Source organism: Psychrobacter sp. DAB_AL43B, from assembly GCF_900168255.1.
GTDB lineage: Bacteria > Pseudomonadota > Gammaproteobacteria > Pseudomonadales > Moraxellaceae > Psychrobacter.
The window spans coordinates 37,251-49,903 of sequence record NZ_LT799838.1; the positions used below are offsets into that span (position 1 = coordinate 37,251).

11 protein-coding genes are annotated in these 12,653 nt (G+C 40.9%); 7 read left to right on the forward strand and 4 right to left on the reverse strand.

Features of this window, described 5'->3' with window-relative positions:
* Positions 1-135: 135 nt before the first annotated feature.
* Entirely contained in the window at positions 136-1,326 is a 1,191-nt protein-coding gene (locus DABAL43B_RS00150; protein WP_079690508.1) for a hypothetical protein, read from the forward strand.
* A complete protein-coding gene (locus DABAL43B_RS00155; RefSeq protein WP_079690509.1) occupies positions 1,316-3,400 on the forward strand; it encodes a helix-turn-helix domain-containing protein in 2,085 nt (694 codons plus the stop codon). The genes DABAL43B_RS00150 and DABAL43B_RS00155 overlap by 11 nt, the downstream gene beginning before the upstream one ends.
* Positions 3,401-3,452: 52 nt before the next feature.
* Here the strand turns inward: DABAL43B_RS00155 and DABAL43B_RS00160 are convergent, their stop codons facing one another.
* From DABAL43B_RS00160 to DABAL43B_RS00170, 3 genes are all read right to left on the reverse strand, one after another.
* On the reverse strand, positions 3,453-3,995 hold the full coding sequence (locus tag DABAL43B_RS00160) for an acyl-CoA thioesterase (protein WP_079690510.1): 543 nt from the start codon (positions 3,993-3,995) through the stop codon (positions 3,453-3,455).
* 49 nt (positions 3,996-4,044) lie between these two features.
* Complete coding sequence (locus DABAL43B_RS00165) at positions 4,045-5,091, reverse strand: YheT family hydrolase (RefSeq protein WP_079690511.1); 1,047 nt, start codon at positions 5,089-5,091, stop codon at positions 4,045-4,047.
* A 134-nt stretch (positions 5,092-5,225) separates the two neighbouring features.
* On the reverse strand, positions 5,226-5,822 hold the full coding sequence (locus DABAL43B_RS00170) for a YigZ family protein (RefSeq protein ID WP_079690512.1): 597 nt from the start codon (positions 5,820-5,822) through the stop codon (positions 5,226-5,228).
* A 196-nt stretch (positions 5,823-6,018) separates the two neighbouring features.
* Here DABAL43B_RS00170 and DABAL43B_RS00175 point away from each other — a divergent pair, with 196 nt between their 5' ends.
* Entirely contained in the window at positions 6,019-6,723 is a 705-nt protein-coding gene (locus DABAL43B_RS00175; RefSeq protein ID WP_079692974.1) for a pseudouridine synthase, read from the forward strand.
* A gap of 367 nt (positions 6,724-7,090) precedes the next feature.
* On the forward strand, positions 7,091-8,155 hold the full coding sequence (locus tag DABAL43B_RS00180) for a disulfide isomerase DsbC N-terminal domain-containing protein (RefSeq protein WP_079690513.1): 1,065 nt from the start codon (positions 7,091-7,093) through the stop codon (positions 8,153-8,155).
* A gap of 133 nt (positions 8,156-8,288) precedes the next feature.
* Here DABAL43B_RS00180 and DABAL43B_RS00185 read toward each other — a convergent pair whose 3' ends face one another.
* A complete protein-coding gene (locus DABAL43B_RS00185) occupies positions 8,289-8,939 on the reverse strand; it encodes a DUF2939 domain-containing protein (RefSeq protein WP_079690514.1) in 651 nt (216 codons plus the stop codon).
* 460 nt (positions 8,940-9,399) lie between these two features.
* Between DABAL43B_RS00185 and dnaJ the strand changes: the two genes are divergently transcribed.
* The 3 genes from dnaJ to DABAL43B_RS00200 all read left to right on the forward strand — a co-directional run bounded on the left by dnaJ (position 9,400) and on the right by DABAL43B_RS00200 (position 12,516).
* Complete coding sequence (gene dnaJ, locus DABAL43B_RS00190) at positions 9,400-10,536, forward strand: molecular chaperone DnaJ (RefSeq protein WP_079690515.1); 1,137 nt, start codon at positions 9,400-9,402, stop codon at positions 10,534-10,536.
* 169 nt (positions 10,537-10,705) lie between these two features.
* A complete protein-coding gene (gene dapB, locus DABAL43B_RS00195; protein ID WP_079690516.1) occupies positions 10,706-11,536 on the forward strand; it encodes a 4-hydroxy-tetrahydrodipicolinate reductase in 831 nt (276 codons plus the stop codon).
* 62 nt (positions 11,537-11,598) lie between these two features.
* A complete protein-coding gene (locus DABAL43B_RS00200) occupies positions 11,599-12,516 on the forward strand; it encodes a hypothetical protein (RefSeq protein ID WP_079690518.1) in 918 nt (305 codons plus the stop codon).
* Positions 12,517-12,653 lie beyond the last annotated feature (137 nt).

The following is a 12,653-nucleotide window of genomic DNA, read 5'->3' on the forward strand; positions in this document are numbered from 1 at the left end:
GTGTTAGATAATGTTTATTTAGTTATTCAATAAAAGAAATAGGTTTTGGCTACAAGTTTGTAGCTAAAGTATTTGACTACGGTTTTGTAGTTAAGTATTATGACTATAAATCTATAGTTAAGTAGAGATGTTAAAATGAGCACAGGAAATATAGTTTACGGAAATAATTATTTTCCACGCCCGAAAGATGAAAAAAGAATATGGCGAAAAATTGCTCAAGGTGACCATTTGCTACTACTTGCCCCAAGACGTGTAGGTAAATCTTCTTTGCTGCATCATTTGAAAGACAACCCTAAACCAGGTTATGCCATTATATACAGCTATGTTCAAGATTGTACGGACGCACAAGAGTTCTATATGAAACTGCTGAAGTCCATTACACAGTCAGAGTTTGTAACTAATACTGCCAATGTATCTAATAAATTAAATGGCTGGTTCAGTAAACTCTCAATTGATTTTTCAATAGAGGCGTTTGGAGTAAAGCTAGCAGCTGATAAAAAGACTAGTGATGAACCTCCTATCATTGATACAGACGTTATTCGTCAAGTATTAATGGACAGTTTGAAGGAGACAGATATTATTCTAGTAATCGCTATTGATGAATTCCCTGATGCTCTCATTAATATCCATAAAAAGCATGGCGAAATAGCAGCTATTAAGTTTTTATCAGGTATCAGAGAGATGTGCCAAGACGTCAACTTTAATAAGAAAGTACGCTTTATATTCACAGGCTCTATCGGACTGGATACAGTAGCCAAGAAACTCAATCTTAGTAATTTGATTAATGTTTTCGTCCATACAACGATTGAGCCTTTATCAGACATAGAAGCTCAGAAATTTATCGATTTTTATTTTAGTAAGTCTTCGGAACGGATAATAACTGACCACTTAAAAGAGATTATCATCAAGCAAGTGGGTTGGAATATGCCTTACTACCTTGCTTTAGTTTGCGAAGAAATAGTTGATAACTATGATGATAGCCATCTACTGGAAGAGTCGGACATTTTAAAGTGTGTTGAACAGCTGTTTGAGCAAGAGACGAAGACAAAGTTTTCTCACTGGCGCGAACGTTTAAATCGGCTAGAAAAGCAAGAAAGGTTATTCGCTGAATCAATATTAACGCTTGTTTGTGACCATGATGAATCATTACCATACGCCGATATTTTTAACTTAAGCCAACATGCAGACTATAAAGATAACGTTAATGCTAATTACGTATTGACCTGTCTTAAACACGAAGGCTATCTTTTCAATCAAACAGAAGATAATACTTATAAATTTACTTCACCTCTACTCAAGCGCTGGTGGAATCGTTATGGAAAATAAAAAAAACGAGACAACGGATACGATGAGTCGTTCAGTCCTTTTATATAATACTCAAAATATAGATGCTCAGTTGCTAAAGGCGGGTTTTAGTATTCGTAAAAAAGAATACCAACGCATCTGGAAGGATATTCAAACGAGTAAAATGACTCATCCAGAGACTCATTACCTTATTCAAGGCGTAAGAGGAGCAGGTAAAACCACTCTATTATCTCGTCTTTCCTATGAAATTGCTGAAGATGACAAATTAAGTAAATGGCTGATACCTATCTTATTGAATGAAGAAGAGTACGGTATATTATCGCTATTTACTTTTTGGCTGCGTATCGCTGAAAAGCTAGCAGAACATGATGTTCAGCTGTATTCAGAGCTATTTCAACAAGTCTTGAGCTTAGACGATGATGCGGTAGTTGCTTGGGAGCTTATACAACATTATTTAAATAAAAATAAGCAAAAAATTATCGTTTTTGTCGATAATTTAGGAGAGTTATTTAAGGATTTTGATGATATTGAGCATGCTCAACTGCGTGAAGTGTTGAGTCTACATCCGCATATTCGGCTTATTGGTGGTTCAAGCCAATCACTAGAAGCACATTTTGATGTATCAGCTCCGTTCTACCAGTTTTTCAAATTGATTAATTTAAAGTCAATTAATGAAACGGAAATGCATGAACTGTTGCGCTCTTTAGCACAACAAACTAATGAAGAAGCGATAAAGACTATCGAAGAAATTATCACTGAACATCCTGAACGTATCGAAGCGGTTAGACGTCTCACTGATGGCGTACCTCGCACTATTGTATTGCTATTTCAAATTATCATGGAAGGGGCAAAAGAAAGTAGTTACGCTTACTTAGAGGAAACTATTGATAAGACTACACCCTTGTATAAACATCGAATGGACGATTTATCACGTCAACAAAAAGCGATTGTACATACTATAGCGATGAATTGGGATGCAATGAGTACCAAGGAAATCGCTGAGCAAACTCGCTTGCCAAGTAAGACAGTATCTGCGCAGTTGGTAAAGCTACAGCAACAATGGGTAGTCGATAAAATTGAGACAGATACTAAGAATCACTTATACATTATCAAAGAACGTTTCTTTAATATCTGGTATCTCATGAGATATGGAAATCAGACAGATAAGCGTCGTGTTCTGTGGCTTACAAGATTTTTGGAGAGTTGGTGTGACGAAAGAGAGTTATCAACAAGGTTTTTAGAAGCTGCTTTCAATATTGAAACTAATCAGACTAATGTATCGGATGTATACTTCAGTGCACTTTTAGCTTCAGAAAAAATTGATAGTGAAATTAAAAAGTCAATTGTAGATGGAATGCAATTTAGAAATAAAGGAAGAATGATAGATTATCAGAATAGTGATTATAAAAATATAGAGATACCTCTAAGAGAGCTAGTGAGTATAAATAAAATAGAAGAAGCATACCAGTTAGTAGAAAATAACTTTAAAAACCTAACAATAAAAGACTATTTATTTAATTTACACACATTATACCTAGTAAGACCAGAAAGCTTTGAACCAGAAGTGTATGGCCTAAAACTGCTTGAAAAAACAAATTTTGCAGCACTTGAATTGTCATACTTACTATTTATTATATTTAATAATAATTTTTATGAATATAAGGAGGTGTTTTTTAAAGTATTGTCAGTAGTTATTGAAAATATAGATATCAATCTAAATCAAATCGCTATAGTACACTCTTATATCCTTTATGCCTTATGGAATAATGATTTTATATGCTTAAAAAGCTTCATAAATGAGTTAAAAAATACTAAATTCATGGATGAATTTATAAAGTTTGAAGATGATGATAAATTTTATATGTTTTTTGAGAATATAATTATAATGCTACTTTCAAAAAGACAAATTGAAATAGCTTTCAGTATTATTGTAGAGTTTAATCTCAAAGAGGAGTTAAAACCCCTTTACTACGCTACAATTTCTTTGCTTAAAGACGAACGTCAGAAAGAGTACTTACGTATGGGTTCGGAACTAAAAGGTACAGTCAACGAAATACTGCAAACGGTTGAAGAGTATCGTACTAAATATTCTTAGATAAAACAAAGGTCATAATCTAGTTCCAAAGACTAAATTATGACCTTTCAAGCTAATCCTGCGGCGGCCATGGACGGTCAGCATCACTGACAATCCATTCTTCTACATAGCCGCTCGGTGGTAGCGCCCAATCAGATTGGTCCAAAGCCGCCAAGATACGAGCGGTCTCGATGACTTTACCACCTTCGGTGACGCCAGTGCGCAGTAAGGCAGATGAGCAAGGCTTACCTTTGACCCACATTGATTGCTCGATATATATCCAACGCTCATCGAACGCGACGATTTTGGTTTTCATAGTAACTTTTTCAAAAGCGCGAATCCGCCTGCGATATTGAATCGTACTGCCAGCGACCACCAAACCCCAACGCTGTTTTAGTAGCTGTTTGCCAAGTCCGCTACGTACCGCAAAGTCGGTACGCCCCATATCATAAAGTGTGAAGACGCGACCATTATTCATCTCTAAAAAATTAACGATATCTGATAAACGGCAGCGAAAAGTAATTTCACTGGTATCTTTAAACGTTAAAGTATTGCCTTTTTTTACTTGTAGCGCGGCATGGGCGATGGTGCTGGCATAACGAATAAATGGATACATAGAACAATCTCAAAAAGGTTAGAAAATAGGTTTAAGGTTGATCAAATTATTATTTATTAGACGACACGCCAATATGGTTAAAATAAGCGCTAACAGTTTCAGGTATCCAATTAATATCAAATCTTGATTTTTTATAAAGATGAGGTGACTTGTCTTTGTCCGAACAATAACGCAAATAACCGACATGACCACCATGGTCAGTATCCAAGATAGTGACACTGTCCGAGACATCGTTTGGCGTGGCGGTAAAACCAATAAAGGGATCGTCTTTGGCGGTAATTAATAGCAGCGGATGGGTAACATCTCTTAAATAAGGCAGGGCAGAAGACGAGTGATAATAGTCGTTTTTAGAACGATAACCATGGCGCGGCGCGGTAAAAATATCATCAAAATCACTGATGCGATTGGCCGCTTTGATAGAGTTGATTTCATCTTGACTCAAATCGTTGGCCAGTGCTTTTTTGATAATTGGGTTGAGCAGATACGGCGTATAGATACGATGGCTCAAAAAGCTATGCATAGTAATAGCAGCAGATGACATATCGACGGGGGCAGAAATCACTGCTGCGCCTTCGCATAACGCTTTATCACCATATTCGCCCATATATTTTGCTAGTGCATTACCGCCAAGTGATACCCCAACGCCATAAATATGAGCATAATTCTCCCACAAATTTTCTAACATATGATGCACTTCTTCCGTGTCACCAGCGTTATAAAACACCCTGCCATTAGCTGGAATGCCGCCACAACTGCGAAAGTGGGCAACCACAAAGTGCCAGCCTTGCGCATGCATCTGATACGCCAAAGCGCGTGCATAATGACTGTCACTGCTACCTTCCATCCCATGAAATAGTACAATCAATGGCGTTTGTTCAAGCGACCCATTTTCTGCATGTTCGATAGGATGGGCATCATAAAAATCATAAGCGATATCTGTTTCAGCAAGGGAGTCTTGCTTAATCACACGGCGATAATTGGGCGCTTTTGGCGCAAAAAACTTAGGTAGGATACTTTGCAAATGCGGATTAGACAGCCAAAATGGCGGTTTAAAAGGAGCGGGCGCGAAAGGCTTAGTAGGTTTTGAAGTTGACATAAAGGCGTCTTATTTAATGGCAGTTGAAAATCATTGTTAATAATCAGTGCTTTATCATACCGATGGTAGTTATCAAAACCAATGACTTTCAGTGAACGCTCAGTGAACGAATGGTTACTCAAAATATTCATGAGTCACGGTGACTCTAATACCCGCCCATCCATCGCAAGGCGTTCTTTTAGATTGTTGATATCTGCTTCAGCAAGCGTCACGGTCAAGGTGACTTGCTTACTATAATCAACCTCATCAATGCTGCCGTTTAAGCTATCGACGATATAGCGGCATTGTGCTTCGGTGGCAAATTCTGCCAATATTTGCACTTGCGCCATCGCTACATAAGGGCTTAATATCATCTGGTCAACTGCCGCTTGCGCCGAGCCTGCATAAGCGCGGGTCAGACCGCCAGCACCGAGCTTGATACCACCAAAATAACGCACTACGATGATAATAATATTACCAATAGCTTTATGTTGCAGTACATTTAATATCGGTCGACCTGCTGTACCATTTGGTTCACCATCATCATCGAAGCCTGCACTGGTAGTATTATTAGGGTCGCCAATAATATAAGCCCAGCAATGATGACGAGCATCGGCATACTGCTCACGTAGCCGTTCCACGTGAAACATCGCTTGTTCACGCGAGGTGACTGGATAAGCATAGGCAATAAACTCAGATTTTTTAATTTCTAAGCGCGCAGTGACGGCACGTTTTAGTGTTTGATAGCTCATATTTCATCAGGTCTAGGTTGGATATGGTAAACTTGTCTCACTTTCACTGTTGTCCGTATTTGGCGCAGTGTAAATTTCATTTTTCATTATAGTACCACTTCTAACCATTGAAGATAGCCAACAACAAACCTGTAAGTGCATGCGTCGTTGGTCTTTGATTGAGAGTGAGTATCCCAAAACGAATGGTAGGCAATATATGCGTCTAGATAAATTTCTGAGTAAAGCCACTGAACTATCGCGTAAAGAATCAAAAAAAATTCTGCACGCTGGTGAAGTTACCGTAAACGAGCAGGTTATCAAAGATCCAGGTGTACATGTCGATATCGTCAATGACGATGTACAATGGGCAGGCGAGCCATTGTCGGTTGCGACTGGCAATCGCTATATTCTACTTCATAAACCTGAAGGCTTTGAATGTACCTTAAAAGCCAAAGAGTACCCAATCGTCACCGACCTCATTGCGGTTCCAGAACTTGGTAGCTTACGTATTGCTGGGCGTCTTGATGTCGATACGACTGGCGCATTGCTCATCAGTGATGATGGCGGCTGGCTACATCGCGTGACCAGCCCTAAGCACGAACATGCCAAAATCTACGAGCTGACGCTAGCGGATGCTATGGATAGTGCAGCACAAGCCAATGCTATCAAAGAAGTAGCTGAAGGGGTTTTATTAGAAGGTGATCATGAAGAAACGAAGCCTGCGACCCTTGAGTTCATTGACGAGACTCATGCACGCTTGACGTTAGAGCAAGGTAAATATCATCAAGTTAAACGTATGATGGGCTATTTTGGTAATAGAGTGGTTGAGCTGCATCGTGCCAGTGTCGGTCATATCAATTTAAACGGCTTAGAGAAAGGCGACAGTCGCTTCTTAACACCTGAAGAAGTAGCCAAGTTTTAAGTTTATGCCCTATTAAATTCTAAAGTAATCCTCTAAAAACAATCCTCTAAAAACATTGTTTTGACATCAGTTTCTAACATCAGCAGCCACTAAAAAGTGTGCTGCTTTTTGCGGTCTGCTAGTTTTGTTAGTTATTGCTCTCAGTTAGTATTAAGGGCTGCCTGTGTTGCCTATCTCTTAAAGCTCAGTAGCAGTTTTGCAAAATTGGGTCGTTAAGACTTTAAAAAATCCGTTCATATGCTACAGTCTGCTTATCTTTTTTAATCTACATTTTTACATAATATAGTTATCGTTATTTAAAGTTTTCCTTATTAACCACGCATTATTAAATAACGGTCGTTATTAAAAACCAGATAGGACTGTCTCTGTGAAACTCCCTGTATTAAAAGCTGCAAGTTTGATTGGTGTTATGTTGTTGGCAACCACTGCCTGTGCGCAGCCGAGCACTACCGACATGACCAATAAAACCGCAGGCCAAACCAGCCAGAATACGCAAGCTATTGGCACAGTCAGTAAGTCTGTTGATAGCCGCTTGCGCCAATTACTGACTCAAGCGGGTATCAAAACGCAGATAACCTCGATTGTACCCTCTAAATTACCCAATATGTATCAAGTCAATTTGGCGGAACAGTTGCCGTTACATATCACTAAAGATGGTAAATATGTCATTCAAGGCGAGCTTCAAAAGAACCCAAGTAAGCGGGTAGTGTCTAAAGTACCGCCGCGTAGTAATAGTGCGCAAATAGGTAAGCCTGTCAGTGCCAGTGTCAAATCTGACATACTGGCAAATATGGAGGCGCTCAAAAACATGAGTGCAAAAACGCCCTTCTTTTATACCGCAGTGCCAGGTGTCATTTGGGGCGCAACATTAGAAGGCGTACCGTTCTTGTTATCAGATGACGCCCAGTACATCACCGATGGTGAGATATCAGTGATCGAAAACGGTCAGTTTATTGGGCTCGATGAAACATTTGAAAAGCAAAAAAATCAGTCTGTTTTTGCTACTTTGGATGATAAGCAGTTAATCAATTATCCAGCCACTAGTCCTGAAAGAGCGGTTATTTACGTGGCCACTGATGTCAATTGTCCTTACTGCCGCCGTCTACATCAACAGCTACCGATGCTGAATGCCAAAGGCGTGACGGTAAAAACTATTGGCTATCCGATCTATGAAGAGTCGCCTAAGCAAATGCGCGGCATTTGGTGTCAAGGGAGCGAGGACGGTCGCCGTAAAGCTTTCGATAAAGCAATGTTACAAGGTAAGATGACTCCAGCAGCGGCAAGCTGTACTACCGACAATGTGACCGCTAACCGCGAAAAAGCTGCAGGGCTTGCGGTAATGGCGACGCCTGCCATTTATCGTGAAGATGGCGTACTGTTTCAAGCGAGCTTTGAAAGTCCTGAGTTTTTAGAGTTTTTGGGTGTGCAATAGTTCAGGCAGATATATAAAACAGTTACTAATGGAGAATGTATTAAGTAATGCATATCTTAATACTGATAAAAAAACCGCCACATAATCAATTTATGTGGCGGTTTTTCTATAAATTGTCTTACAAGGCAGATATTTAAGGCAAAACGATATCAACGATTTTCCAATCAATCAGACCTTCACGCTGCATCTCTATGGTAAGCGGATAGCCTTTCACTTGCCCGCTAATATTAAAGCAATTAATACCGCAATAGCTCAACTTTGGCTTATCACTATCAGAGCCTTGCGCAGCTTGCTTTTCAAGCTCATCCGCTTGTTTTTCCATGATTTGCTGCATTTGATTTTTCACCACCGCATCGATATCACCGCGCTGGATGATTAAGTTTTGAATCAGGTTTTTTAAGTCGACTTGATTGCTGGCGATGGCCCATGCTGCAGCCAGCTCTTTGGTAGCGGTATTGGCTTGACCTTGGGTGTTAATGACTTTTTCGATATTTTTCGGCGTGATAGCGCCAGCGACTGCTTGCATGATAAAGCCGTTAGCCGCCTCTTTTAATGGCTCGCCGCCAAGCTCAGCGACCAAAGGATACTTGGTCATGGTCATGGCAAATTGACTGGTTAGTTGGTTTTGAATACTCGGGCGCACTCGTTCATAGTCAATAGCCGCTGCGATAGTGGCACCGTCTTTGGCATCATAGGCATTTTTAAGCTGATAAGCGCTGTAATAAGGCGAGCCTGCATAGACAGTGACTGCAATAACAATCAATAAAACAATCAGCTTTTTCATAAAAATCGATACCTTGTTGCAAACTTAATGGTTATTAATATAAATCTGAAAACAGAGTTTAGACATACGTGGATATGGCGATAAATACTAGCATGGCTAACCCTGATAAAGGTATGAAAACCTTTGTTGATTCCTTAATAGAACCTTTTTAATATATAGGAAACCCCATAATTTATACTTTCCATACCTCAAAGCTTGATAAACGGCGATGCCATCTCCATAAATAGCGCAAACTTTTAATAATTGATTTGGCTAAGCAGCATCCCACCATATTGCTTGTAAGATTCATACGATTACCATCTCTGTCCTTTATACTCCGTTATGTTTCATGTGAAACCTTTGGGTACGATGATGGACGATATTAAGATAATCGTTCGTTAACTAACGTTGATAAAATGTATTAATGAATCGGGTTGATGAATCGACCGAGTGGTGGACTGTAAAGACGATAGGAGAGCTCATGAGTAAGCGCGATTTTTATGAAGTATTAGGTGTCAGTAAGACCGTTGAAACCAAGGAAATCAAGCGAGCCTACCGCAAGCTTGCCATGAAATACCATCCAGACCGTAACTCTGACGATCCTGATGCCGAAGAGAAGTTTAAAGAAGCGTCGATGGCTTATGAAGTACTGAGCAACGAAGAAAAGCGCTCTGCTTATGACCGTATGGGTCATTCAGCCTTTGAAAACGGTATGGGCGGTGGCGGTTTCGGTGGTGGTGGTAGCGGCAATTTCCAAGATATTTTTGGTGACATCTTTGGTAACTTTGGCGATATCTTTGGTCAATCACGTGGCGGCGGCGGTGGACGTTCGCGTCGCGGCTCAGACCTGCGTTATGTAATTGAGCTGACCTTAGAAGAAGCGGTACGTGGCTGCAAAAAAGAAATTAGCTTTACGGCTCCTGCGCCTTGCGACACTTGTAATGGTAAGGGCGCAAAAAACGCCTCTGATATTGTGACTTGTCAAACCTGTCATGGCCAAGGTCAAGTGCGCATGCAGCAAGGCTTCTTTGCCGTTCAACAAGCCTGCCCACATTGTGGCGGTACTGGCAAACAAATCAAAAACCCTTGTTCTGACTGTCACGGTAATGGCGTCAAAGACAAGTCACGTACGCTAGAAGTTTCTATCCCAGCGGGTGTTGATGATGGTGATCGCGTGCGCTTAGCAGGAGAAGGCGAAGCGGGCGGCGCTGGCGTGCAAAACGGCGATTTATACGTCGAAGTACGTGTCAAACCGCACAACGTCTTTACTCGTCAAGGGGCAGATCTATATATGGATGTGCCGGTTAGCATTACTGATGCCGCATTGGGTAAAGAAGTTGAAATACCAACCTTAGATGGCAAAGTAAAAATCAAAGTCGCCGAAGGTACGCAAAGTGGCAAGCTGCTACGTGTGCGCGGTAGAGGCGTGACGCCAGTACGTACCACGATGAAAGGCGATTTGATTTGCCGTGTGGTTATCGAGACACCAGTGAATCTAAACCGTGAGCAAAAAGATCTGTTACGTCAGTTTCAAGATACGCTTGATGGTGATAGTAAGCATCAGCAGTCGCCACATAAAAAATCTTTCTTTAAAAAGATAGGCGAATTGTTTGATTAAAAATTTAACTTATTTGATTTGCTAAGTTATCTAAAGCCCCATTGTTTCACGTGAAACAATGGGGCTTTTTGTTAGTGGTATAAAAAACCATTCATACATTATATTTGCTAAACTTAGCGGGATAATTTTAAAAACAGCGGATCAAAAATAAAATATTTAGGGTAATGATATGAGTCAGAAAGAGAATAAAAAAATGATTAAGGTCGGTGTCATCGGTGCAGGCGGGCGTATGGGTCGTATGCTTATCGAAGCGATACAAGATAATCCGCAAACGACACTTAACGCTGCCATTGAGCGTCAAGGTTCAAGTCTTGTCGGAGCAGACGCTGGAGAAGTCGCTGCTATCGGACGCTTAGAGGTACAGATTGTTGATGACCTAAAGGCAGTGATTAATGATATCGACGTATTGATTGATTTTAGCTTGCCTGCTGCCACTGAACAAAACATGCAAGTCTGTGCTGAGCATAATGTTGCCATGGTCATCGGTACGACAGGATTTAATGAGCAGCAAGAGCAAGTACTAGCAAAAGCAAGTGAGCAAGTTGCTATCGTTTACGCGGGTAACTATTCAACAGGCGTCAATCTGTCATTAAAATTGCTAGGTATGGCTGCTAAAGCTTTTGGCATTGAGGCAGATGTAGAAATCATCGAAGCGCATCATAAGCATAAAATCGATGCCCCATCCGGTACAGCTTATATGATGGCAGAGGCAGTGGCAGAAGCACGTGGACAGAACCTAAAAGAGGTTGCCGTTTATGGCCGTGAAGGACAGACTGGAGAGCGCGAAGCGGGCACGATTGGTATTCATGCGATTCGTGGCGGTGAAATCATTGGCGATCATACCGTGATGTTTATTGCCGATGGCGAAGTGGTCGAGATTACCCATCGAGCGCGCGCAAGAATGACCTTTGCCGCTGGTGCAGTGCGCGCCGCTACTTGGATCGTTCAGCAGCCTACTGGACAATATAACATGCAGGATGTTTTAGGCTTGAACGATTAGGTTTAAGCTACTAGATTTAAATGAAGGGCTTTTTAATTATTGATTACGGCTAGGAGTCAGATATGGATAAGTTTGGATATAATCTGATAGCAGTATTTAGTCGGGCTATCACTACAGTCAGAAGTGCTAACTACGCGCGCCAAACAGCTTTTGCGTTAACTCTGACTCTCCTACCGTTAACAGTGCAAGCTGCCAACAATCAAAGCAGTTATGAGACTTACGTGATAGAAACCTATGGCGGCGACGCATTATTGCCTGCCGTTCGTCAGCAATTAAATAACAGCCGTGACGGCGGTACGGTCGCCATTTATCAAGATAAGCTAGTACTTCGCACCAGTGCTGCCAATTATCAGGCGGTACAACAGCTATTGACACAGATTGACCGTCAGCCGCAAGCGTTAACGGTTTCTGTGCGTGTCGGCAATAATAGCAGTAGCCAAGGTAATATCCAGCAAGGCCAGGTGATTATCACCAATCGTGGTATCCAAGGCGCAGGAATCATTAATCAGCGTAACAGCCAACAGCAAAGCAATAATTTATATCAAGTACAAACACTGTCTGGTAGTGCGGCAAGCATCAGTACAGGTACGCTTTATTCACTAAACCAAACCTATACTACCAATAGTTATCCTACCTATAATCGACCGTCGGGACAGATTATTATTCAGCAGCAGGTATTACTGCCAACGACGCAAGGCATTGCTGTTACGCCTAGACTGTTACTTAATGGACAAGTTGAAGTAAAATTATCACAAGTGGAAGAGCAGCTAGTACGATCTAATTCTTCTTATCGTCAAAATAGTTATGGCAGTAATGCTATTCAAGGTCAGCGTTTAAACAGCACGATTATCGTACCGCGCGGGCAGTGGGTGACTATCGGACAAATCTCTCAAAACGGTCAAAACCAAAGCTCAAGTTATGGGAGTAACCGCACAAATAATAGTAGTAATAGCGTGCCTATTTCACTATTGGTACAGTAGGCTATCGTCAAAATACCTTAAAAACGTGAGGGTACTGCTGGTATAGTTTTTTTGCAGCCTCTGTCTGCGTAGGCACAGCAAGCAAGAAAAATTTATACCAGCAGTACATGATGTATCGATATTACACTTCACTGCCT